Source organism: Mesorhizobium sp. M0239 (assembly GCF_040321815.1).
Classification (GTDB): Bacteria; Pseudomonadota; Alphaproteobacteria; order Rhizobiales; family Rhizobiaceae; genus Mesorhizobium.
The window spans coordinates 31,486-53,276 of the sequence record NZ_JAMYSG010000035.1 but is presented as its reverse complement, the minus strand read 5'-3'; the positions used below and the strand labels follow the sequence as shown (position 1 = coordinate 53,276).

25 protein-coding genes are annotated in these 21,791 nt (G+C 61.4%); 19 read left to right on the top strand and 6 right to left on the bottom strand.

The features are described from left to right. Positions 1-8: 8 nt before the first annotated feature. Together NKI99_RS28675 and NKI99_RS28670 are read right to left on the bottom strand one after the other, a co-directional pair. On the bottom strand, positions 9-512 hold the full coding sequence (locus NKI99_RS28675) for an SRPBCC family protein (RefSeq protein ID WP_352612947.1): 504 nt from the start codon (positions 510-512) through the stop codon (positions 9-11). Then, positions 509-823: an ArsR/SmtB family transcription factor gene (locus NKI99_RS28670; RefSeq protein ID WP_013531836.1), complete on the bottom strand. Its 315-nt coding sequence runs from the start codon at positions 821-823 to the stop codon at positions 509-511. The genes NKI99_RS28675 and NKI99_RS28670 overlap by 4 nt, the downstream gene beginning before the upstream one ends. Positions 824-1,049: 226 nt before the next feature. Between NKI99_RS28670 and NKI99_RS28665 the strand changes: the two genes are divergently transcribed. Together NKI99_RS28665 and NKI99_RS28660 are read left to right on the top strand one after the other, a co-directional pair. Beyond that, positions 1,050-1,571, top strand: a complete 522-nt coding sequence (locus tag NKI99_RS28665) for a single-stranded DNA-binding protein (RefSeq protein ID WP_127270744.1) — start codon at positions 1,050-1,052, stop codon at positions 1,569-1,571. 117 nt (positions 1,572-1,688) lie between these two features. Continuing rightward, positions 1,689-2,114 carry an OsmC family protein gene (locus NKI99_RS28660; protein WP_023812998.1) on the top strand — a complete coding sequence of 142 codons (426 nt, stop codon included), beginning with the start codon at positions 1,689-1,691 and terminating at the stop codon, positions 2,112-2,114. A gap of 27 nt (positions 2,115-2,141) precedes the next feature. Here the strand turns inward: NKI99_RS28660 and NKI99_RS28655 are convergent, their stop codons facing one another. Together NKI99_RS28655 and NKI99_RS28650 are read right to left on the bottom strand one after the other, a co-directional pair. Then, entirely contained in the window at positions 2,142-2,771 is a 630-nt protein-coding gene (locus tag NKI99_RS28655) for a MarC family protein (RefSeq protein ID WP_023670949.1), read from the bottom strand. A 146-nt stretch (positions 2,772-2,917) separates the two neighbouring features. After that, entirely contained in the window at positions 2,918-3,448 is a 531-nt protein-coding gene (locus NKI99_RS28650) for a hypothetical protein (protein ID WP_023812997.1), read from the bottom strand. An 85-nt stretch (positions 3,449-3,533) separates the two neighbouring features. On the opposite strand from NKI99_RS28650, the gene NKI99_RS28645 reads away from it, so the two are divergent. Beyond that, complete coding sequence (locus NKI99_RS28645; RefSeq protein WP_352612945.1) at positions 3,534-4,376, top strand: helix-turn-helix transcriptional regulator; 843 nt, start codon at positions 3,534-3,536, stop codon at positions 4,374-4,376. A gap of 202 nt (positions 4,377-4,578) precedes the next feature. Beyond that, positions 4,579-7,380, top strand: coding sequence for a DNA gyrase subunit A (gene gyrA / locus NKI99_RS28640; protein WP_352612943.1), 2,802 nt, complete (start codon positions 4,579-4,581; stop codon positions 7,378-7,380). A gap of 68 nt (positions 7,381-7,448) precedes the next feature. On the opposite strand, the gene NKI99_RS28635 is transcribed toward gyrA, so the two are convergent. Further along, on the bottom strand, positions 7,449-7,601 hold the full coding sequence (locus NKI99_RS28635) for a hypothetical protein (RefSeq protein ID WP_352553047.1): 153 nt from the start codon (positions 7,599-7,601) through the stop codon (positions 7,449-7,451). A 322-nt stretch (positions 7,602-7,923) separates the two neighbouring features. On the opposite strand from NKI99_RS28635, the gene coaD reads away from it, so the two are divergent. The 7 genes from coaD (at position 7,924) to tgt (ending at position 12,418) form a co-directional block, all read left to right on the top strand. Further along, entirely contained in the window at positions 7,924-8,424 is a 501-nt protein-coding gene (gene coaD, locus NKI99_RS28630; protein ID WP_023812993.1) for a pantetheine-phosphate adenylyltransferase, read from the top strand. Positions 8,425-8,533: 109 nt separating this feature from the next. Then, entirely contained in the window at positions 8,534-9,028 is a 495-nt protein-coding gene (locus tag NKI99_RS28625) for a peptidylprolyl isomerase (protein WP_245273275.1), read from the top strand. A 41-nt stretch (positions 9,029-9,069) separates the two neighbouring features. Continuing rightward, positions 9,070-9,582, top strand: coding sequence for a peptidylprolyl isomerase (locus NKI99_RS28620; protein ID WP_352442597.1), 513 nt, complete (start codon positions 9,070-9,072; stop codon positions 9,580-9,582). A 12-nt stretch (positions 9,583-9,594) separates the two neighbouring features. Beyond that, positions 9,595-10,044, top strand: a complete 450-nt coding sequence (locus NKI99_RS28615; RefSeq protein ID WP_352442598.1) for a DMT family transporter — start codon at positions 9,595-9,597, stop codon at positions 10,042-10,044. Then, complete coding sequence (gene queA / locus NKI99_RS28610; protein WP_352442599.1) at positions 10,044-11,132, top strand: tRNA preQ1(34) S-adenosylmethionine ribosyltransferase-isomerase QueA; 1,089 nt, start codon at positions 10,044-10,046, stop codon at positions 11,130-11,132. The genes NKI99_RS28615 and queA overlap by 1 nt, the downstream gene beginning before the upstream one ends. After that, the gene (locus NKI99_RS28605; RefSeq protein ID WP_023812988.1) at positions 11,122-11,295 is read left to right on the top strand and encodes a hypothetical protein; all 174 of its coding nucleotides are present in this window, start codon (positions 11,122-11,124) and stop codon (positions 11,293-11,295) included. The genes queA and NKI99_RS28605 overlap by 11 nt, the downstream gene beginning before the upstream one ends. Then, positions 11,288-12,418, top strand: coding sequence for a tRNA guanosine(34) transglycosylase Tgt (tgt, locus tag NKI99_RS28600; protein WP_023812987.1), 1,131 nt, complete (start codon positions 11,288-11,290; stop codon positions 12,416-12,418). Before NKI99_RS28605 ends, tgt begins: the two co-directional genes overlap by 8 nt. Before the next feature lie 4 nt (positions 12,419-12,422). Here tgt and NKI99_RS28595 read toward each other — a convergent pair whose 3' ends face one another. Next, a complete protein-coding gene (locus NKI99_RS28595) occupies positions 12,423-12,842 on the bottom strand; it encodes a DUF4864 domain-containing protein (protein ID WP_352612940.1) in 420 nt (139 codons plus the stop codon). Positions 12,843-13,108: 266 nt separating this feature from the next. Between NKI99_RS28595 and NKI99_RS28590 the strand changes: the two genes are divergently transcribed. The 8 genes from NKI99_RS28590 (at position 13,109) to glpD (ending at position 21,781) form a co-directional block, all read left to right on the top strand. Continuing rightward, positions 13,109-13,345, top strand: a complete 237-nt coding sequence (locus NKI99_RS28590; protein WP_010909609.1) for an Lrp/AsnC family transcriptional regulator — start codon at positions 13,109-13,111, stop codon at positions 13,343-13,345. A gap of 171 nt (positions 13,346-13,516) precedes the next feature. Beyond that, positions 13,517-14,929: a circularly permuted type 2 ATP-grasp protein gene (locus NKI99_RS28585; protein ID WP_023812984.1), complete on the top strand. Its 1,413-nt coding sequence runs from the start codon at positions 13,517-13,519 to the stop codon at positions 14,927-14,929. A gap of 156 nt (positions 14,930-15,085) precedes the next feature. Then, positions 15,086-16,027, top strand: a complete 942-nt coding sequence (locus NKI99_RS28580; protein ID WP_023812983.1) for an alpha-E domain-containing protein — start codon at positions 15,086-15,088, stop codon at positions 16,025-16,027. Positions 16,028-16,112: 85 nt separating this feature from the next. Then, the gene (locus tag NKI99_RS28575) at positions 16,113-16,907 is read left to right on the top strand and encodes a transglutaminase family protein (protein ID WP_352442601.1); all 795 of its coding nucleotides are present in this window, start codon (positions 16,113-16,115) and stop codon (positions 16,905-16,907) included. Between the two features lie 132 nt (positions 16,908-17,039). Then, the gene (locus NKI99_RS28570; protein ID WP_023812981.1) at positions 17,040-17,771 is read left to right on the top strand and encodes a proteasome-type protease; all 732 of its coding nucleotides are present in this window, start codon (positions 17,040-17,042) and stop codon (positions 17,769-17,771) included. A gap of 101 nt (positions 17,772-17,872) precedes the next feature. After that, positions 17,873-19,282: a pyridoxal phosphate-dependent decarboxylase family protein gene (locus NKI99_RS28565; protein ID WP_352612938.1), complete on the top strand. Its 1,410-nt coding sequence runs from the start codon at positions 17,873-17,875 to the stop codon at positions 19,280-19,282. Between the two features lie 79 nt (positions 19,283-19,361). Continuing rightward, the gene (locus tag NKI99_RS28560; RefSeq protein ID WP_127258922.1) at positions 19,362-20,129 is read left to right on the top strand and encodes a DeoR/GlpR family DNA-binding transcription regulator; all 768 of its coding nucleotides are present in this window, start codon (positions 19,362-19,364) and stop codon (positions 20,127-20,129) included. A gap of 125 nt (positions 20,130-20,254) precedes the next feature. Then, positions 20,255-21,781 (top strand): glycerol-3-phosphate dehydrogenase, encoded by a 1,527-nt coding sequence (glpD, locus tag NKI99_RS28555; RefSeq protein WP_023812978.1) that lies wholly within the window; start codon positions 20,255-20,257, stop codon positions 21,779-21,781. The last annotated feature ends 10 nt before the right edge of the window (positions 21,782-21,791 follow it).

Sequence of the window (21,791 nt, the reverse complement as noted above, 5' to 3'; positions counted from 1 at the left end):
TTTTGTTTTCAGGCCGCGCGAAGCAGGAGGCGAGGCGTGTTTGCGGCGATTGGCTTAGATGACCTGTTTGCACCGAGCGAAACCCGGCAGCCGGCGCCTGCCATGGCGACGGCAGGCATGGCCTTGCGGGCAAAGCCGTCATGGACGACACGCAGATGCGTGCCGCCGGAAACGGTTCGGGCAAGTGTGAAGGTGACAATGCTGTCCAATGGGCTGTCGAGCGGATCCTGCCGCGCGGCGTCGCCTGGCTGCTCCCGCCAGGAATAGCGCAGCAGCTTCTCGGGATCGGCGTCGAGGATTTCGCATTCGATCGACGCGCCCGTTCCGGCGAAGGCAAAACGGTTGCCGATCTCGGGTCTCATGTCGTTCGGCATCATCCAGGCGGCCAGCAATTCCGGTACGGTCAGGGCCCGCCATACCTTTTCCGGCGGCTCGGCAAGCTCGTACTCGAACTCGAGCGCATCCGGGGCGTCGCTTTGACCGTTGTTGGTCGTTGATCCCGCCTTCTTCATTGATCCATGTCCTTCAAAACCGCCTTCAGCCTTTCGATGCGTTCCGGCCAGAAGGTCCGGTAGCGTTCGATCCAGGAGAGCAAGGGGGCGAGCCCCTGCGGATCGGCGCGGTAATAGGCGTTGCGGCCGGCTCGCCGCTCGACCACCAGCCCGGCGCCACGCAGCACCGCCAGATGCTGCGACACCGCGGGCTGCGACACCGTCATCCCGGTGCGCAATTCCGACACGCTCATCTCGCCGGCGGCCAGCCGCTCAAAGACGGCGCGGCGCGTCGGGTCGGCCAGTGCGCGAAAAATCTCTGCTTCGATCATGCCAAAAGCATAAGTGCATACTTATCGATTTGGCAAGCGGTCTTTTCGAGCCCATATGATCGGCTTCGGCATTGCTGCCATTCCTTGACAATAAGCAGCGATGCGGATAAGAACGAAAAGGGAACAAAAACCTTGTGGGTAAAGGCAGCCATGGCAAGCGGCGATCGCCTGCAACCTGTAAGGTGCTGCGACAAAAATTTGTTTCGGATGAGCGCGGAGAAATATCATGGCGGGTAGCGTCAACAAGGTCATTCTGGTCGGCAATCTCGGCGCGGATCCCGAAATCCGTCGCCTGAATTCGGGTGAACCGGTCGTCAACATCCGCATCGCCACATCGGAAAGCTGGCGCGACAAGAATTCCGGCGAACGCAAGGAAAAAACCGAGTGGCACAACGTCGTCATCTTCAATGAGGGCATCGCCAAGGTGGCGGAGCAGTATCTGAAGAAGGGCATGAAGGTCTATGTCGAGGGCCAGTTGCAGACGCGCAAATGGCAGGACCAGACCGGTGCCGACAAGTACACGACGGAAGTCGTGCTGCAGAAATTCCGCGGTGAGCTGCAGATGCTAGACGCACGCGGACAGGGCGAGGGCGGTCAGGTCGGCGGCTATACCGGTGGCGGCAGCAGCCGTGGTTCCGATTTCGGCCAGTCCAGCCCGAGCGAAGGCTTCAATCGCGGTGGTGGCGGTGCCAAGAGCGGCGGCGGTGGCGGTTCGTCGCGCGAATTGGATGACGAAATCCCGTTCTGATCGCAACAGTTATGTCAGACACAGTGCCCCGAGAGTCATTCATGGACTTTCGGGGTTTTGCATCGTGATTGAGGTTGACCGGGCCGATCAAGGAAATACGGTGAAAGGACGAGTTCGGTGAAAGCACGCGTAAAGTGGGTCGAGGAGCGCACCTTCGTCGGGGAATCCGGCAGCGGTCACAAGGTCGTGCTCGGAACAGCGCACGGATCGGAAGGCAAGACGCCGGGTCCAAGCCCGATGGAGCTGGTGCTGATCGGCACCGGTGGCTGTTCGGCCTATGATGTCGTGCATATCCTCGAAAAAGGCCGCGAGGCGGTCGAGGACTGCGTCGTCGAACTCGACTCCGACCGGGCCGAAACCGAGCCCAGGGTTTTTACACGCATCCATATGCATTTCGTCGTCAAGGGCAGGGCACTCTCCAGCGACAAGGTGAAACGCGCGATCGACCTTTCGATCGAAAAATATTGCTCGGCGTCTGCGATGCTGGCCAAGACCGCGACGATTACCCACGATTTCGAAGTGATCGACACGACTGTGAAATAGGGCCGGCTTCGGCGGCAGCTCGTCGCGTTACCCCGCCATCAGCGCCTTGATGCCATCGGCCACGAATTGCACGGCCAGTGCCGCCAGGATGACGCCAAGCAGCCGGGTCAGGATCGAACGACCAGTCTGGCCGAGGATGCGGTCGATGCGTTCCGACAGCACGAACACCAGATAGGTGATGGCGAGGCAGACGAAGATGATGCCGACCAGGGCTGCCTGCGCGGCAAATCCCTGAAATGAACCGGAAAGCAGCACCGTCGCCGAAATCGCGCCGGGGCCGGCGATCAGCGGGATCGCCAGCGGGAAGGCGGCGATGTTGTGGATCATGTCCTTGGTGATGGCGACGTCGCCGATCTTCTCCTTACGGTCCTGCCGGCGCTCGAACACCATCTCGAAGGCGATGAAGAACAGCAGGAAACCGCCGGCGACGCGGAAGGCCGGCAACGTTATGCCGAACACCGACAGGATCGATGCGCCGGCAACTGCAAACAACGCCATCACCAGGAAGCCGATGATCGAGGCACGGACGGAAACCTGCTGGCGCTCCTCGCGGTTCATGCCGCGCGTTACGGCCAGGAACAGCGGCGCCAGGCCAGGCGGATCGATGGTCACGAGAATGGTGACGAAGGCGTTGAACAGGCTGTCGAAACTCGGCATCTCTGACCCTCCCGCCGGGCCGTGCCCGGACAGAATATTGGTAGAGCAAAGCCCGGTCGGTGGGAACTGTCAGCGGGAAAGTGGTTGATGCCGGCGCAAAGGATCGCGACGCTTTTATTCTGGGCTGCTGCTGCATTCCTCGGCGATCAAACCTCTCGGCGCGCCAGGAACTCGACTTCCAGCCGCCATGTCGCGCCATTGTCTTGCGAGCGTTCGCCCAGCCATCGGAAGGAGTTTTCGGTGATGCGTGAAAAGCTCCAGCGTACTGAACTGCCGGTGCCGTCGGCGCCCACTTGCATGATCGTGTCGCCCTCGGCGCGACCGAGCTGGCGGCTGTAATACTGGTTGCGCGGATCGCTCCAGAAGATGTGCCAGGCATCCGCGCCGGGATCATAGACGCGCAGCGTCGTGCCATAAAAAGTCCATTTGCCGAGCGAAGGCTGGGAACCAGTGTCCCGCGCGGGCAGGATCCACACGTCCTGAATCGCCCGGCCTTCCAGCACCCAGCCGAAATGCACCTCGCCACGCCCGGTCAGCACCGTACCGTCCTCGAGATGGCGCGAGGCGTTGAAAGTCCAGGCGCCGACGAAGCGGCCGTAAAGGCTCAGTTTTTCGGCAAGCCCTTCGATCGGTCCGGGGCTATGCAGGGCTTCGGCAAACGAGGATTGATCGAACATGGTTGTGGCCTCTTCTTGTCAGGAGACCGGGAAGGGTAGGCGGTGAAGGGGTTCTGGGCTTGGGAAAAATTGCTATATTTCGGCCATGACAGCGACCACACATATTCTCGCCTCCGGACCTGGCTGGCACGTGACGGATGTCATCTGCACGGCCGGTGCCGGCGACCGGCCGTTCGAGGAAGCACATCAGGATTTCTGCGTGGCTGCCGTCACCAGCGGCACGTTCCGCTACCGTGCGCAACAAGGCACGGCGATGCTGGCGCCCGGCGCGCTCCTGCTCGGCAATCCCGGCACATGCTACGAATGCGGGCATGAGCATGGCGGCGGCGACCGTTGCCTGTCGTTTCATTTCGGACCGTCTTACATGGAGCGGGTCGTGGCCGGCGTGCCGGGCGCCAGGAAGCTGGCCTTCGCCACGCCGCGTCTGCCGCCTTTGCCGGTGCTGGCGCCACTGCTGGCCGAGGCGGAAGCCGCGCGCGAGACTGCTGACATGGATGCCTTCGAGGAACTTTCCCTGCGCATGGCCGGTGCCGCCGCGACGATTGCCACCGGAGCCACGCATGTCAGGCGCGCGCCGAGCCGCCGCGATCAGAAACGGGTGGCCGAAGTGGTGCGGCGGATAGAGTTGGATGCCGACGGGCCGGTCTCGCTTTCAGCGCTTGCGGATGAGACTGCGACCAGTCCTTACCATTTCCTGCGCATCTTCCGGCAGGTCGCGGGCATGACGCCCTATCAGTTCTTGCTCAAGACGCGGCTGCACAGGGCAGCGGTGCGGCTACGCATGTCGAACGATACGGTCTCGGCGATCGCCTTCGAGGCCGGCTTCAACGATCTGTCGACCTTCAATCGTCGTTTTCGGCGGATCATGGGGGAGACGCCGGGCCAGTATCGCAGCCGCCGTGGCGCACAGGCCGTTTCTGCTTCGTGAATCGGCCCCGTGCCCGCAAAGGCACACACGCAGGCTTTTGCGAGAGGGCGGCGAAAACCGCCTTGGCCATATCGTCGCAATCAGCGGTATCCATTTGAAATTACCATCAAAAATGACACTGGAAAAGTGCCGTGAAGGTTGGAGTTTCGGGCTTGCTTCCTATATAAGCACCAAGTGATTCCTGATTAGATTGTGATCCGATTTGACCGACCAGAAGACACCGCGCGGCGCCGACGGCGGCCCCACCGGCATCGAGCCGATATCCATCGTCGAGGAGATGCAGCGCTCCTATCTCGATTACGCCATGAGCGTGATCGTCAGCCGTGCGCTGCCGGACGTGCGCGACGGCCTCAAGCCGGTGCATCGCCGCATTCTCTTCGCCGCCCATGAGAGCGGCTACCACTGGAACCGCAAATATGTGAAGTCGGCGCGTCCTGTCGCCGACGTGATGGGTAAATACCATCCGCATGGCGACGCCTCCATCTATGACGCCTTGGTGCGCATGGCACAGGACTGGTCGCTGCGCGTTCCGTTGATCGACGGGCAGGGCAATTTCGGCTCCATCGACGGCGATCCGCCTGCGGCGATGCGCTACACGGAAGCGCGCCTGACCAAGGTCGCGCACGAGCTCCTGGAGGATATCGACAAGGATACCGTCGATTTCCAGGACACTTATGACGCGTCGGGCAGCGAGCCGAAGGTTCTGCCGGCACGGTTTCCCAACCTTTTGGTCAACGGCTCGGGCGGCATCGCCGTCGGCATGGCGACCAACATCCCGCCGCACAATCTCAGCGAAATCTGCAACGGCGCCATCGCCCTAATCGACAATCCGGCGATCGACCTGCCGGCGTTGATGGAGATCATTCCGGGACCGGATTTCCCGACCGGCGGCATCGTGCTTGGCCGTTCGGGCATCTACAACGCCTATTCGACCGGCCGTGGCTCCATCGTCATGCGCGGCAAGGTCAACATCGAACAGCGCGGCAATGACCGCGAGTCGATCATCATCACCGAAGTTCCCTACCAGGTGAACAAGTCGTCGATGATCGAGAAGATGGCTGAACTGGTGCGCGACAAGCGCATCGAGGGCATTTCCGATATCCGCGACGAGAGCGACCGCCAGGGCTACCGCGTCGTCATCGAATTGAAGCGCGACGCCGTTGCCGACGTCATCCTCAACCAGCTCTATCGCTTCACGCCGCTGCAGACCTCCTTCGGCGCCAATATGGTGGCACTGAACGGCGGCAAGCCGGAAGTGATGAACCTGACCGATATGCTGAAGGCGTTCGTCGCCTTCCGCGAGGAGGTGATCACAAGGCGGACGAAATTCCTGCTGCGCAAGGCGCGCGACCGCGCCCATGTGCTGGTCGGTCTCGCCATCGCCGTCGCCAATATCGACGAGATCATCAAGCTGATCCGCACCGCTCCGGATCCGCAGACGGCGCGTGAGCAGTTGATGGAGCGGCGCTGGCCCTCTGGCGACGTGGAATCTCTGATCCTCCTGATCGATGACCCGCGTCATCGGATCAATGAAGACGGCACCTACAATCTGTCAGAGGAACAGGCGCGCGCCATCCTCGAACTGCGCCTGCAGCGCCTGACCGCGCTCGGCCGCGACGAGATCGCAGACGAGTTGAACACGATCGGCGCCGAAATCATCGATTACCTGGACATTTTGTCTTCCCGCGCGCGCGTCCAGCAGATCGTCAAGGACGAGCTTGCCGCCGTGCGCGACGAGTTCGGCACGCCGCGCCGCACCGAACTCTCGGAAGGCGGTTCGGACATGGAAGACGAGGACCTGATCCAGCGCGAAGACATGGTCGTGACGGTGAGCCATTCCGGCTACATCAAGCGCGTGCCGCTGTCGCTCTACCGGGCGCAGCGCCGCGGCGGCAAGGGTCGCTCCGGCATGTCGACCAAGGAAGAGGATTTCGTCACCCGGCTGTTCGTGGCCAACACGCACACGCCGGTGCTGTTCTTCTCCTCGCGCGGCATCGTCTACAAGGAAAAGGTCTGGCGGCTGCCGATCGGCAATCCGCAGTCACGGGGCAAGGCGCTGATCAACATGCTGCCGCTGGAGCAGGGCGAGCGCATCACCACCATCATGCCGCTGCCCGAGGACGAGGCCAGCTGGGGCGAACTCTACGTGATGTTCGCCACCACGCGTGGCACCGTGCGCCGTAACGATCTATCCGACTTCGTCCAGGTCAACCGCAACGGCAAGATCGCCATGAAGCTGGAGGAAGAAGGCGACGAGATCCTCGGCGTCGAGACCTGCACCGACAAGGACGACGTGCTGCTGACCGCCAGTTCCGGCCAGTGCATACGCTTCTCCGTCGGCGACGTGCGCGTCTTCCAGAGCCGCAATTCGGTCGGCGTGCGTGGCATAACCATGGCCGAGACCGACCGCATCATCTCGATGTCGGTGATAGAGCATGTCGATGCTTCGCCGGCGGAACGCGCCGCTTACCTGAAGCGCGCGGCGGCGGAGCGGCGTCTTGCCACAGAAACGGCCGGCGAAGAGGAAGAGATCGCGCTGACCAATGAGGAGATCGGCGAGGAGACGGAGCTTTCCGAAAGCCGATACGAAGAGCTCAAGGCGCACGAACAATACGTGCTGACGGTGACCGAGTTCGGCTACGGCAAGCGTTCGTCGTCTTATGATTTCCGGCTGACTGGACGCGGCGGCAAAGGCATCCGCGCCACCGACGTGTCGAAGGCAGCCGAGATTGGCAGGCTGGTGGCGACGTTCCCGGTCGGCAATGACGACCAGATCATGCTGGTGTCGGACGGCGGCACCGTCATCCGGGTGCCGGTCAACGGCATCCGTTTCGCCAGCCGCGCCACCAAGGGCGTGACCATCTTCAACACGGCTGAAGGTGAAAAGGTGGTTTCGGTCGAGCGGATATCGGAACCGCAAGCGGACGAAGAAAGCGACGAGACGGTCGAGGGCGGTCCCGATGCCGCTCCGGCGCCTGACGCCGGTCCGGAGGGTACGGACTAAGTCCGGCACCCAGGTTTTGACATGGCAACGCCGGCCAGTTGGCCGGCGCAGCAGCAAATCAGGCTTTATCAGTAGTGACGATATGGCTTGCGCGGGCCGAAGCCTTCGAAGCGCTTGGTGTTTGCCTTGACGCGGATGCGTTGTGCCTCGTGATGCAGCCCAAAGACGGTGGCGATCAGCATGGCGACGGTCATTGCGGTGGCGAGCATGTAGATCAGCATGTGCGTGTTCTCCTGCGCCTAACAACGGATAGATGGGATTTTGGTTTCATCTTATTAAGGTGCAACCTAGTGAACGCTGCGTGAAGGCTTCGTGATCAGCGTGTTCATCTGTCGTTCATGTGCCGGAAAAGGTTCATGGCCGGCGCGCCGATCGGATTTGCCTTTGCGAGAGAGGCTCGCTAGAGCCTGTTCCATCTTGATGGACGGAAGATGGAACAGGCTCTAGCTTTCATTTGAGCATGATCTCTAGGACAAACGAAAAACCGTTTGTCCGCAAAAACCGGTTTCCACTTTTTGGGATCATGCATTAGAAGCACCAGCCATGACTGAACGCATCGCCCTCTATGCCGGCTCCTTCGACCCGCTGACCAACGGCCATCTCGATGTGCTGAAGGCCTCGCTGGCCGTGGCCGATATCGTTTATGCGGCGATCGGCATCCATCCGGGCAAGCAGCCGCTGTTTTCCTTCGAGGAGCGGGTGAAGCTGATCGAGACGGCGACGAAGACGGAATTCGGCAGCGATGGTGCCCGCATCAAGGTCGTCGCCTTCGACGGGCTGGTCATCGACGCCGCCAGGAAGCACGGCGCCTCGATCATGATCCGCGGCCTGCGCGACGGCACCGACCTCGACTATGAGATGCAGATGGCCGGCATGAACGAGACCATGGCGCCTGAACTGCAGACGGTTTTTCTGCCCGCCAGTCCTTCGGTGCGCACCATTACCGCCACACTTGTCCGCCAGATTGCCTCGATGGGCGGCGACATTCGCCCCTTCGTGCCGGCGGCGGTTGCCGGCGCGCTCACAGCCAAGTTCAAGAAGTAAGTTTTCGGAGAAAACCATGCAGCTGAAAAAGCTAGCCTCGTTCCTTGTCGTGCTCGCCGGTCTTGTGGCTGCGTCGGTCTCGGCTTTCGCCGCCGACCCGGAAAACACAATGATCATCACGCTGAAGGACGGCGACGTCACCATTGCGCTGAGGCCCGATCTGGCGCCAAAGCATGTCGAGCAGATCAAGAAGCTGGTGCGCCAAGGCGCCTATGACAACGTCGCCTTCCACCGCGTCATCGACGGCTTCATGGCGCAGACCGGCGACGTCAAGTTCGGCAATATGAAAAAGGGTTTCAGCGCCGAGGCCGTTGGCACCGGCGGTTCCGACCTGCCCGACCTGCCCGCCGAATTCTCACAGACCGAACATTATAAGCGCGGCGTGGTCGGTATGGCCCGCTCGCAGGACCCCAATTCGGCCAATTCGCAGTTCTTCATCATGTTCGCTCCGGCACCGCCCCTCGATGGCCAGTACACGATCGTCGGCAATGTCGTCAGCGGCATGGAACTGGTGGATCACATCAAGAAGGGCGACCAGGCGGACAACGGCACGGTCACCGATCCCGACCGGATGATCAAGGTGCGCATCGCCGCCGACAAGTAAATTGTCGAATAACTCTGTTTTTCTGAAAAAGGATATCTGACATGGCCGAAATCAAGGACCGCGAGAACGCGCTCATCATGGAAACGACCAAGGGCAATGTGGTCATCGAACTTTTCCCCGACCTGGCGCCGGGCCATGTCGCCCGCATCAAGGAACTGGCCAGGGAAGGCGCCTATGACGGCGTGGTCTTCCACCGCGTTATCGAGGGTTTCATGGCGCAAACCGGCGACGTCAAGTTCGGCAATTCCAGCAAGCCTTCCTTCGCGCCGTCCCGCGCGGGCATGGGCGGCTCTGAAAAGCCGGATTTGAAGGCTGAATTCTCCAACGCCAACCATGCTCGCGGCACCTGCTCGATGGCCCGTTCGCAGAACCCGAACTCGGCCAATTCGCAGTTCTTCATCTGCTTCGACGATGCCGCCTTCCTCAATCGTCAGTACACGGTCTGGGGCCAGGTCATCGAAGGCATGGACAATGTCGACAAGATCAAGCGCGGCGAGCCGGTGCAGGATCCCGACAAGATCGTCTCGCTGAAGGTCGCGGCCGACGTCAAGTAAGGGCAAACGACAATGATGGGCGTCGTCTGGTCGCTTCTCGGCATCCTGTCCGGCGCCTTCATTGCCATTCAGGCGCCGATCAATTCGCAACTGGCGCGCGGCCTGGGCCTCCCGGTCGCGGCGGCTGCGTTTTCGTTCCTGTCGGGCGCGATCGTGCTCGGCATTATTTCCGTCACGGTGGTGAAGCTGCAGGGCATCTCGCTCGACTGGAAGGCGCCGGCGCCCTGGCTGTTCGTGGCCGGCGGCATGCTGGGCGGTTTCTATGTCACGCTGTCGACGATTCTGACGCCACGCATCGGTGCGGCCGCGCTGATGGCGTTTCTGGTCGCCGGCCAGTTGCTGGCCGGCATGCTCATCGACCGCATCGGCTTCCTCGGCGTCGCGGTGCGTGAAATCTCGCTCGGTCGCATCGCCGGCGCGGTGCTGCTGCTGGTCGGAGCGCTGCTCGTCCGGCTCTACTGATGCGCGTCGATCTCTTTGACTTCGATTTGCCGGAGGAGCGCATCGCGCTTCGCCCGGCGGAGCCGCGCGACAGCGCCAAGATGCTGGTGGTCAAGCCGGGCGAGGCGCTCGACGACCGGACGGTTGGCAACCTGCCATCGTTGCTCAGGGCCGGCGACGTGCTGGTGTTCAACGACACCAAGGTCATTCCAGCGCAGCTCAAAGGCATCCGGCGGCGGGGTGAGGCGACGGCGCAGGTCGAAGCCACGCTGCATATGCGCATGGCGCCGGACCGCTGGCTGGCCTTCATGCGGCCGGGCAAGCGCATCGCAGCCGGCGACCGTATCCATTTCGGCCATGACGGCAATTCCTGTTTCCTCGGTCAGCTCGACGCCACGGTGATCGAGAAAGGCGAGGGCGGCGAAGCGCTGCTTGGCTTCGATCTGTCGGGGCCGTTCCTCGACGAGGCGCTGCACGCGGTCGGCCACATTCCGCTGCCGCCCTACATCGCCTCGAAACGCGACGACGACGAACGCGACCGGGCCGACTACCAGACCATCTATGCAAGCGAGGAAGGCGCCGTTGCGGCTCCGACAGCGGGCCTGCATTTCACGCCGGAGCTTTTTGCAGCGCTTGACAGCAAGGGCATCGAACGCCGCTTCGTCACCTTGCATGTCGGCGCAGGCACGTTCCTGCCGGTGAAGGCGGACGATACCGCCGACCACAAGATGCATGCCGAGACCGGTTCGGTCAGCGAAGCCACTGCGGACGCCCTGAATGCCGCAAGAGCAAGGGGCGGGCGCATCGTCGCTGTCGGAACGACCTCGCTGCGTCTGCTGGAGAGTGCGGCGCGTGAGGACGGTACTCTGGCTGCGTGGTCCGGTCCGACCGATATCTTCATCACGCCCGGCTACCGTTTTCGCACCGCCGACGTGCTGATGACCAATTTCCATCTGCCGCGCTCGACGCTGTTCATGCTGGTCTCGGCCTTCAGCGGCCTCGGCACGATGCGCGCGGCCTATGCGCATGCCATCGAGAGCCGCTACAGATTCTATTCCTATGGCGACGCAAGCCTGCTTTTCCGAGCGGAGACGAGCGATGGACGATGATCTGCAAGCCTTTGACCGTGATGCGCTGGTCGCGGAAGTGAAAAAACTGCGCGCGGGCATTCGCCAGCACCGCGATTCCACCATGCGCGGCATCCACTACCGCCAGTCGCTTGACAATCAGGCGCCGGACGCCCCGGTCCACGACAAGGAATTCAATGGCTAAGCCGTTCAGCTTCAAGGTTCTGGCAACCGACGGCAAGGCGCGACGCGGCGTGATCGACATGCCGCGCGGCGAAATCCGCACGCCGGCCTTCATGCCGGTCGGCACCGGCGGCACCGTCAAGGCGATGTATATGGACCAGGTGCGCGGTGTCGGCGCCGACATCATCCTGGGCAACACCTATCATCTGATGCTGCGGCCCGGCGCCGAGCGTGTGGCGCGGCTCGGTGGCCTGCACGAGTTCGCCCGCTGGCCGCATCCGATTCTGACCGACAGCGGTGGTTTCCAGGTGATGTCGCTGTCGAAGCTGAGAAAGCTGACCGAAAAGGGCGTCACCTTCCGTTCGCATATCGATGGCGCTGCCTACGAGATGTCGCCGGAGCGGTCGATCGAGATCCAGGGACTGCTTGATTCCGACATCCAGATGCAGCTCGACGAATGCACGGCGCTGCCGGCCGAGATGAAGGAGATCGAGCGCGCCATGGAGCTGTCGCTGCGTTGGGCCGAGCGCTGCAAGACGGCGTTCGGCGATCAGCCGGGCAAGGCGATGTTCGGCATCGTGCAAGGCGGCGACAACGCAGCGCTCAGGGTGCGTTCGGCGCAGGCGCTGAGCGCGATGGAGCTGAAGGGCTACGCGGTTGGCGGCCTGGCCGTCGGCGAGCCGCAAGCGGTGATGCTCGAAATGCTCGACATCACCTGTCCGGAATTGCCAGCGGACAAGCCGCGCTATCTGATGGGCGTCGGCACGCCTGACGATATCCTGAAATCGGTGGCGCGCGGCATCGACATGTTCGACTGCGTAATGCCGACGCGGGCCGGCCGCCACGGCCTTGCCTATACAAGGCGCGGCAAGGTCAATCTGCGCAACGCCCGCCATGCCGACGATCCGCGGCCGCTCGACGAGGAAAGCGACTGCCCTGCCGCCCGGGACTACTCACGCGCCTATCTGCATCATCTGGTGCGCTCACAGGAGGCACTTGGCGCCATGCTTTTGACCTGGAACAACCTTTCCTACTATCAAAAGCTGATGCAGGATATCCGCGCTGCGATCGAGGCCGGCGCCTTCGAGGCGCGCGGCGCGGAAATCACCGAGGGCTGGGCAAGGGGCGATATCCCGTTGCTGTGAGGCCTCAAGTGCTGGGCGAATTCGAGGCGCGCAGGCTGCAACCGGTGATCTGGAACGTGCCGTCGGGCTGTTGCTGCAACGTGTAGACAGCCTCGTAGTCCTTGCCGTTGGGGCCGACGATCAGCACCTGCTGGACGATCGAACCCGGAGCCGTCTCCTCGACCTTGCCGAAGGAATAGGTCCGCGGCTTGCGCACCGGCGGATAGCCGTTGGTCACCATGTTCATGAAGGCGTCGACGGTCGGGAAGATCCGCTTCACATTCGGGGCGGCGAAGCTGTAGGCAGTGGCGCCGTCATCGGCAATGAGGGCCCCTAGCTGACTGTCGATGACGGACTGGCCCGCCTTGATCTCGGCATCGCCGGCCAATGCCGACGATACAAAGAGGAATGGAACGACTGCGATTGCGAAAAAGGCGTGGCGCATGGCCTGTCTCCGTTATCCCGCGAAATATCTTCCCTCAAAAATGGTGCTGTCCGAAGACGCATCATAACATACGCTTGGCAGCGCATCGCGGTTTCAGCGATTGCGAATAATCGCTGGCGATCGGCGGCAGATTGCATGCTGGTGTAGGGGCTGCGGGAGGTTGCAGCCCAGGCCTGGGCCGGCTGAGTACGGATTCCAGCGCTTGAAAGCCCGCCTCCAGTCTGCCAGAAGGGCCGCTGGACTTGGACGTTTAGCGGGACGAAGCCATGAAGGCGTTTTTCGTGCAGATCAAATGCGAGCTCGGCAAATCCTATGAGGTTGCCAGCGCGCTTGCCGATGCCGAGATCGCCTCGGAAATCTACTCCACCGCCGGCAATTACGATCTGCTCGCCAAATTCTACGTCGACGACGAGGAAGACGTCGGCCATTTCGTCAACGAAAAGGTGCAGATTCTCCCCGGCATCAAGGACACGTTCACCGTCGTCACGTTCCGCGCTTTCTAGCTGGCAAACGCATTTGCCCGGGCACGAGGCAAAGGCTGACCAAGGTCATATTTCACCTGCCTCAATTTTAGGCAGGCGCAACATACTGATCGTCCGTATCTCCCAAATCACCGATTGCGCTTGATTTTCTCCGGCGACGCCAGTGAAATGGCGTCACAGGGGAGTATGCGATTGGCAGCGTTCGATGAAATGCTTCCGGAAGTCTCCGGATTGAGAAGACCGTATTCGGCTTATGATCGCTGGCTGAAGGAGCAGGACCCAGCCAGGTTGACCGAGAAGATGCAGGACGCCGAACGCGTCTTCCGCAAGACCGGTATCACCTTCGCCGTTTATGGCGAGCAGGAAGCCTCCGAGCGGCTGATCCCGTTCGACATCGTTCCCCGCATCATTTCAGGCAATGAATGGCGGCGCCTCACGCAGGGCATAGAGCAGCGCGTGCAGGCGCTGAACGCCTTCCTCGACGACATCTATCATCGCCAGGAAATCCTGCGCGCAGGGCGCGTCCCCAGGGAATTGATCGCCAGGAACGAGGCCTTCCTGCCGGAGATGATCGGGGTCAGGCCGCCGGCCGGCGTCTACACCCATATCATCGGCGTCGACATCGTCCGCATCTCGGAGGACGAATTCTACGTGCTGGAGGACAATGCGCGCACACCGTCGGGCGTCTCCTATATGCTGGAGAACCGCGAGACGATGATGCAGCTGTTCCCCGAGCTGTTCCAGAAGATCAAGGTGCGGCCGGTGGAAAACTACCCTCAGCTTCTGCGCCAGTCGCTGGCGGCGGTGCGGCCGCAAAGCACAAAGGGTGCGCCGACCATTGCGGTGCTGACGCCCGGCAGTTTCAACTCCGCCTATTTCGAACACGCCTTCCTCGCCGACCAGATGGGCGTGCAACTGGTCGAAGGCCAGGATCTGCGGGTCGTCGACGGGCATGTCGCGATGCGCACGACCGAAGGCTACAAGCAGATCGATGTGCTTTACCGCCGCGTCGATGATTCCTTCCTCGACCCGCTGACCTTCCGGCCGGACTCCGCACTTGGCATACCCGGCATCATGGATGTCTATCGGGCCGGCAACATCACCATCGCCAACGCGCCGGGCACCGGCATTGCCGACGACAAGGCGATCTATTCCTACATGCCCGAGATCATCGAATTCTACACCGGCCGCAAGGCGATCCTGGGCAACATCCCAACCTGGCGCTGCTCGGAGCCGGACAGCCTGAAATACGTGCTCGAACACATCGACGAACTGGTGATCAAGGAAGTGCACGGTTCCGGCGGCTACGGCATGCTGGTTGGGCCGGCAGCAACCAAGAAGGAATGCGAGACGTTTGCCAAGAAACTCCAGGCAAAACCTTCGAATTACATCGCCCAGCCGACGCTCGCGCTGTCGACATGCCCGATCCTGACGGAAAAGGGGTTGGCGCCGCGCCATGTCGATCTCAGGCCTTATGTGCTGGTCTCCGACCGCATCCAGATCGTGCCCGGCGGGCTGACCCGCGTCGCGCTGAAGGAAGGCTCGCTGGTGGTCAATTCCTCGCAGGGCGGCGGGACGAAGGATACGTGGGTGCTGGATGATTGAAGTGAGTGAGTAAGGAATTAGGCAGTAGGCAGCAGGCAGCAGGCAGCAGGCAGTAGTGGAAGCAGAGGACAGGGAAATGCCATATTCCATTGAGATTCAAACTCTTACTATTCCCTACTGCCTATTCCCTACTCACTAGCCCGAGGGGCCAATTCAATGCTTTTAGGCCGCACCGCCAACGGGCTCTATTGGATGAACCGCTATATCGAGCGGGCGGAAAACATGGCGCGCTTGGTCGATGCCGGCCTGCGCATGGCGCTGACCCGCACGCAGAGCGCCTCGGAAGAGTGGAGTTCGGTGCTGCTCAGCGCCGGTTCCGACGTCACCTTCAGCCAGAAATATTCTGACTATACCGCCGCCAATGTCGCCGACTTCCTGTTGCGCGACACGTCGAACCCGTCGAGCACGATGGCGTCGATCGAGACGGCCCGCAACAATGCCCGCATGGTGCGTACCGCGCTGACGCGCGAAACCTGGGAAAGCATCAACGAAGCCTGGATGTCGCTGAAGCGGATGCTGGCCAGGCCGATCGACGAGCGCGACCTACCCAGCGTGCTCGACGCCATCAAGCGCGAGACGGCGCTGATCCGCGGCTCATTCTACGGCACCATGCTGCGCAACGAGATCTTCGACTTCTCGCAGCTCGGCACTTATGTCGAGCGCGCGGACAACACGGCGCGCATCCTCGACGTGAAATATTATGTGCTGCTGCCGTCGATCTCCTGGGTCGGCTCGACGCTCGACAATTATCAGTGGGAATCGATCCTGCGTTCGGTCTCGGCGCATCGCTCCTATCGCTGGGTCTACGACGCCGATTACAAGCCGACCAACATTGCCGATTATCTGATCCTCAATGTCCGGATGCCGCGCTCGCTGATGTTCTGCTATCGCTTCCTGTCGGAGCATCTGAAATTCCTCGGTGACGATTACGGCGAGCGCCATGCCTGCCACGCAACGGCCGAGAAGACGCAGACAATGCTGAGAGCCGGGTCGATCAAGGGCATATTCGACGCCGGCCTGCATGAGTTCCTGGCCAATTTCATTCGCGACAACACCAAGCTGGGCGAAGAGATCGCACAAGATTATCGGTTCAATTGAGCATGGTCCCGAAAGGTGGAGCCGGTTTTCTCAGACAAATGGAAACCGTTTGTCCGGAGATCGTGCTCACAAACGGAATAGAAGCATGCGGCTGAAGATCACCCACCGGACCGAGTACCGTTACGATACGCCGGTGCACTATCTGTTGCAGCGGCTGCGGCTGCTTCCGGTCAGCGGATCGACGCAGACCATTCTGTCCTGGGCTCTGGCGATCGAAGGCGCGCGCGAAGAGGTCCGCTTCGTCGACCATTTCGGCAACGACACAAGGCTGTTGAGCGTCGAGGGCGAGCGCGACTTCATCACTGTGGAAGCATCAGGCGAAGTGGTGACGCGCGACACCGCGGGTGTCTCGGGACCACACCAGGGCTTTACGCCGCTCTGGCTGTACAGCCATGAGACACCATTGACGACGATCGGCAGCGGTGTTCGCGATCTCGCCGCGTCGGTCGGCAAGGGCAGCGACATTGAAAGGCTGCACCGGCTGATGGCCATCATCGGCGAACGCGTCGCCTACACGCCCGGCACCACCAACGCGACGACGCCGGCGGAGGAAGCCTTGGCGCTCAAGACCGGGGTCTGCCAGGATCATACCCATATCTTTGCCGCCGCCGCCCGCGCCATGGGCTTTCCAGCTCGCTATGTCAGCGGCTATCTGATGCTGGATGCCACGGTCGAGCAGGCGGCCAGCCATGCCTGGGCCGAAGCGCATGTCTCGGGTCTCGGCTGGGTTGCCTTTGATGCCGCCAATGGCATTTCACCCGACGAGCGTTATGTAAAGGTGGCAACGGGCCGCGATTACCGCGACGCCACGCCGGTGTCGGGAATTCGGCTGGGACAGGCGGAAGAACGGCTTGCGGTCACCGTCACGGTGGAGCAGTAATCCTCCGCACGATTGCTGCCGAGCGATTCATCGTTTCAAGGAACGCCGAACCGCTCTATCCCCTTGTTTTAACGCAATTCCGCACGGAAAACCGCTTCACACTTTTCCTGGAATTGCTCTAGAAGAGATTCCATGACCTATTGCGTTGGCCTGAAGATCGACCGCGGGCTCGTGTTCATGTCGGACACGCGCACCAATGCAGGCATGGATTCCATCTCCACCTTTCGCAAGATGCATGTCTGGGAAGAGCCGGGCGAGCGTGTCATCGTTTTGATGTCGGCGGGCAATCTGGCGACGACGCAGGCCGTGGTCAGCCTGCTCGACGAGCGCACCAAGGCGATCTCCGAAAGGCATTCTACGGTGCTCGAAACGCCGTCGATGTACCAAACGGTCCGCATTGTTGGCGACACGGTCAAGGAGGTCATCGCCAATTCGTCACCCGCTGGCGAAAAGGCGGATTCCTATTTCAATGCGTCCTTCATCCTCGGCGGTCAGATCAAGGGCAGCGAGCCGCGCCTGTTCATGATCTATCCCGAAGGCAATTTCATCGAATCGACCGATGACACGCCGTTTTTCCAGATCGGCGAGACCAAATACGGCAAGCCGATCATCATCCGCGCCTACGAAAGGACGATGAGCCTGGCCGAGACGGTGAAGCTGCTTTTGGTGTCGTTCGATTCGACGTTGAAGTCGAACCTGTCCGTCGGCTTGCCGCTCGACCTGCTCTTCCTGGAGAAGGACGCCTTCAAGGTCGGATTGAAGAAGCGGATCGGCCAGGATGACCAGTACTACCGCACGATCTCCGACGGCTGGTCGAATGCGCTGAAGACGGCCTTTGCCAGCCTGCCGGATTTCCCCGGCTGAGGCGTGCGGCATCCGTTGCTGGTTGCATATATTTCACGCGTTAATTAATAAGGAGGCCAGCCGCGATGGATGGTGGCGGTCGATCATGTCGGGAGGACAGGATGAACAACGATGATTTCCGGCAATGGTCGCGGCGCGCCGCCGACTGGGGCGCTGACTATCGCAACAATCTGCGCGACCGCCCCGTGCGGCCACTGGTAGAACCCGGCGCCATTTCTGGAAGCATTGAGGTTTCGCCGCCCGAAGACGCCGAACCGATGGACCGGATCTTCGCCGACTTCGAAGAGAAGATCCTGCCGGGAATGACGCATTGGCAGCATCCGCGTTTCTTCGCCTATTTCCCGGCCAATGCGGCGCCGGTCTCGGTGGTGGCGGAATATCTGGTTTCGGCGATGGCCGCGCAATGCATGCTCTGGCAAACGTCGCCGGCGGCGACCGAACTCGAAACGCGCACCGTCGACTGGATGCGCCAGGCGCTCGGCCTGCCCGAAGGGTTTTCCGGGGTGATCCAGGATTCAGCCTCGTCGGCGACACTGGCCGCGGTGCTGACCATGCGCGAGCGGGCGCTCGATTGGCAAGGCAACAAACAAGGCCTGGCAGGGCAGGCGCGGCTGCGCATCTATTCCTCCGATCAGGTGCACACGTCGATCGACCGGGCGATCTGGGTGTCCGGCATCGGCGAGGACAATCTCGTGCGCATTCCGGTCGGCGGCCGCTTTCGCGCCATGGACACGGCAGCACTCGAGGCGGCAATCGCCGCCGACCTGGAAGCCGGCATGCAGCCGGCCGGCATCATCGCTTGCGTAGGCGGCACCAGCACCGGCGGCACCGACGACATTGCAGCGGTTGTCGAGGTCGCACGGCGGCATGGGCTTTATCTTCACGTCGACGCCGCATGGGCGGGATCGGCGATGATCTGTCCGGAGTATCGGCATTTCTGGACAGGCGTCGAAGGCGCCGATTCGATCGTCTTCAATCCGCACAAATGGCTGGGCGCGCAGTTCGACTGCTCGATCCAGTTCCTGCGCGATCCCGAGAGCCATGTCAGGACGCTGGCCATCAAGCCGGATTATCTGAAGACGCACGGTCATGACGGCATCATCAACTATTCCGAATGGTCGGTGCCGCTTGGCCGGCGCTTCCGCGCGCTGAAATTGTGGTTCCTGCTGCGCGCCCATGGCCTGGAAAATCTGCGCACGATGATCCGCAATCATGTCGGGTGGAGCGAAGGGTTGGCGGCGCGGCTGGCAAGGGAGCCGGATTTCGAGATCGTCAGCGAACCGATGCTGTCGTTGTTCTCGTTCCGACACAAGACCGCAACCGATGCGGACGAGCACAATCTGCGCCTGGTCAATGCGATCAATGACGATGGCCGTATTTACCTGACGCAGACGAGGGTCGACGACAGGATCGCAATCCGGTTCCAGGTCGGACAGTTCGAGGCGACCGCCGCCGATGTCGATGCGGCTTTTGTCGTCATTACTGAAGTAGCACGTGGCCTGGATCGCTGATTTCGTTAGCCGGCTTATGCCTTTCCATCGATTTCGTTTTCGACTATAGACAAGAAAAACGAAAACGGGAGGTTGCCCCATGTATCTGTCGCCACGCCATGCCGAGATTATCCAGATGGCCAAGGATCATGGCCGCGTGCTGGTAGATGATCTGGCCACCCACTTCAATGTGACGCCGCAGACCATACGCAAGGATCTCAACGATTTGTGCGACCAGCGGCTGCTCTCGCGCATCCATGGCGGCGCGCTGTACCCCTCCGGCATCGAGAACATGGAGTATGAGGCGAGACGCAAGATCGCCGCCGACGAAAAGGAGGCGATCGGCCGTGCGGCCGCCAGGTTGATTCCCGACAATGCCTCGCTGTTCATCAACATCGGCACCACGACAGAGTCGGTCAGCAAGGCGTTGCTCGATCACAACGGTCTCATGGTCATCACCAATAACATCAATGTTGCCAATAGGATGCGGATATATCCGTCGATCGAGGTGGTGATTGCGGGTGGTGTCGTGCGCGGGTCCGATGGCGGTGTGGTCGGCGAGGCGGCGGTCGACTTCATCAGGCAGTTCAAGGTCGACTACGCGGTGATCGGTGCATCCGCCATCGACCATGACGGCGCCTTGCTCGATTTCGATTTTCGCGAGGTCAAGGTGGCGCAGGCGATCATCGCCAATGCAAGGCATGTCATCCTGGTTTCCGACCAGACCAAATTCGAGCGAACCGCACCGGTGCGCATCGGCCATCTGTCGCAGGTCAACACCTTCATCACCGATCGTTGCGACATCCCGTCAGTGCGCAAGATCTGCCAGGAGGCCGAGGTTCAGCTGATCGAGACGTCGCTCGCCTAGGCGGTTTTCACCCGATATCACGCGCTCGCGATATTTCGTTTGACATTCGTTATCATTTCGAAATAATTCCGACACGGTTTCGTAAAAGCCCAAAAATGGTGCAATGCGAAATCGTTGGAGGAATTGTGGACGCATCTCCGATCCGTGACATTTTCGTCATAGGTGGCGGCATCAATGGCTGCGGCATTGCCCGTGATGCCGTCGGTCGTGGCTTTTCCGTGTTTCTCGCCGAGATGAACGACCTCGCCAGCGGAACCTCCTCGGGTTCGACCAAATTGATCCATGGCGGCCTGCGCTACCTCGAATTCTACGAATTCCGCCTGGTGCGCGAGGCGCTGATGGAGCGCGAGGTTTTGTGGAAGAACGCGCCGCACATCATCTGGCCAATGCGCTTCGTGCTGCCCTATGCCAAGGGCCTGCGCCCGGCCTGGCTGATCAGGCTCGGTCTCTTCCTCTACGACCACATTGGCGGGCGCAAATTGCTGCCCGCGACCCGGACGCTGGACATGGCCAGGGATCCGGCCGGTAAGCCTTTGAAGCCGCTGTTCAAGAAGGCCTTCGAATATTCTGATGGCTGGGTCAATGACGCGCGGCTGGTGGCGCTGAACGCACGTGATGCCGCCGACCGCGGCGCCACGGTTCGCACCCGCACGAAAGTGACCGGCGCGCGCCGCGAAAACGGCCTGTGGGCAATCCAGATCGAGGATCTGCAGACCGGCGAGACCGAGGAGATCAAGGCGCGACTGCTGGTCAATGCCGCCGGCCCCTGGGTCGATCATGTGCTGTCCGGCGTCGTCGGGCTCAACGATGTGCACAATGTTCGTCTCGTGCAGGGCAGCCACATTGTCATCGCCAGGAAGTTCGACGATCCACGCGCGTATTTCTTCCAGAACAAGGATGGCCGCATCATCTTCGCCATTCCCTATGAGGAAGAGTTCACCCTGATCGGCACCACCGACCAGGATTATCCCGGCGATCCGCATGACGTGAAGATCAGCGACACCGAGATCGATTATCTCTGCGCCGCGGCAAGCGAATATTTCGCCCAACCCGTCAAGCGCTCGGACATCGTTTGGACCTATTCGGCCGTCCGTCCGCTCTATGATGACGGCGCCTCCAAGGCGCAGGAAGCGACGCGCGACTATGTGCTCAAGGCCGATGGCGGCGAGGGCGCCGCCCCGATCGTCAACGCCTTCGGCGGCAAGATCACCACCTATCGCCGGCTGTCGGAATCGATGCTGGAAAAGATCGAGGGTTTTCTCGGCAAGCGCGGCAAGCCGTGGACGGCAAACGCGCCACTGCCGGGCGGCGATTTCCCGGCCACCGGTTTCGATGCCGAAGTGGCGAAATTGAAAACCGCTTATCCATTCCTCGACGCGCGCCTGGCTCGCCGGTTGACCCGGCTCTATGGAACCCGCGCGAGGATGCTGTTGGGGCTGGCCAAATCGAACGTCGATCTCGGCCGCAACTTCGGCGCCGATCTCTATGAGGCCGAGGTGCGCTATCTCGTTCAAAACGAATGGGCCGTCACATCAGAAGATGTATTGTGGCGCCGGACCAAGCGCGGTCTGCATCTCAGCCGCGAGCAGGTGGCGGCGCTCGATGAATTCATGCGCGGCATAAGCCGGCGCCATGTCGCGGCTGCCGAATGAAGAGGGGTTT

Bases quoted from the DNA above. Each gene is read 5' to 3' on its own strand.
- NKI99_RS28675 (WP_352612947.1), bottom strand. From the start codon at position 512: ATGAAGAAGGCGGGATCAACGACCAACAACGGTCAAAGCGACGCCCCG.
- NKI99_RS28670 (WP_013531836.1), bottom strand. From the start codon at position 823: ATGATCGAAGCAGAGATTTTTCGCGCACTGGCCGACCCGACGCGCCGC.
- NKI99_RS28665 (WP_127270744.1), top strand. From the start codon at position 1,050: ATGGCGGGTAGCGTCAACAAGGTCATTCTGGTCGGCAATCTCGGCGCG.
- NKI99_RS28655 (WP_023670949.1), bottom strand. From the start codon at position 2,771: ATGCCGAGTTTCGACAGCCTGTTCAACGCCTTCGTCACCATTCTCGTG.
- NKI99_RS28650 (WP_023812997.1), bottom strand. From the start codon at position 3,448: ATGTTCGATCAATCCTCGTTTGCCGAAGCCCTGCATAGCCCCGGACCG.
- NKI99_RS28645 (WP_352612945.1), top strand. From the start codon at position 3,534: ATGACAGCGACCACACATATTCTCGCCTCCGGACCTGGCTGGCACGTG.
- NKI99_RS28635 (WP_352553047.1), bottom strand. From the start codon at position 7,601: ATGCTGATCTACATGCTCGCCACCGCAATGACCGTCGCCATGCTGATC.
- coaD (WP_023812993.1), top strand. From the start codon at position 7,924: ATGACTGAACGCATCGCCCTCTATGCCGGCTCCTTCGACCCGCTGACC.
- NKI99_RS28625 (WP_245273275.1), top strand. From the start codon at position 8,534: ATGATCATCACGCTGAAGGACGGCGACGTCACCATTGCGCTGAGGCCC.
- NKI99_RS28620 (WP_352442597.1), top strand. From the start codon at position 9,070: ATGGCCGAAATCAAGGACCGCGAGAACGCGCTCATCATGGAAACGACC.
- NKI99_RS28615 (WP_352442598.1), top strand. From the start codon at position 9,595: ATGATGGGCGTCGTCTGGTCGCTTCTCGGCATCCTGTCCGGCGCCTTC.
- queA (WP_352442599.1), top strand. From the start codon at position 10,044: ATGCGCGTCGATCTCTTTGACTTCGATTTGCCGGAGGAGCGCATCGCG.
- NKI99_RS28605 (WP_023812988.1), top strand. From the start codon at position 11,122: ATGGACGATGATCTGCAAGCCTTTGACCGTGATGCGCTGGTCGCGGAA.
- tgt (WP_023812987.1), top strand. From the start codon at position 11,288: ATGGCTAAGCCGTTCAGCTTCAAGGTTCTGGCAACCGACGGCAAGGCG.
- NKI99_RS28595 (WP_352612940.1), bottom strand. From the start codon at position 12,842: ATGCGCCACGCCTTTTTCGCAATCGCAGTCGTTCCATTCCTCTTTGTA.
- NKI99_RS28590 (WP_010909609.1), top strand. From the start codon at position 13,109: ATGAAGGCGTTTTTCGTGCAGATCAAATGCGAGCTCGGCAAATCCTAT.
- NKI99_RS28580 (WP_023812983.1), top strand. From the start codon at position 15,086: ATGCTTTTAGGCCGCACCGCCAACGGGCTCTATTGGATGAACCGCTAT.
- NKI99_RS28575 (WP_352442601.1), top strand. From the start codon at position 16,113: ATGCGGCTGAAGATCACCCACCGGACCGAGTACCGTTACGATACGCCG.
- NKI99_RS28570 (WP_023812981.1), top strand. From the start codon at position 17,040: ATGACCTATTGCGTTGGCCTGAAGATCGACCGCGGGCTCGTGTTCATG.
- NKI99_RS28565 (WP_352612938.1), top strand. From the start codon at position 17,873: ATGAACAACGATGATTTCCGGCAATGGTCGCGGCGCGCCGCCGACTGG.
- NKI99_RS28560 (WP_127258922.1), top strand. From the start codon at position 19,362: ATGTATCTGTCGCCACGCCATGCCGAGATTATCCAGATGGCCAAGGAT.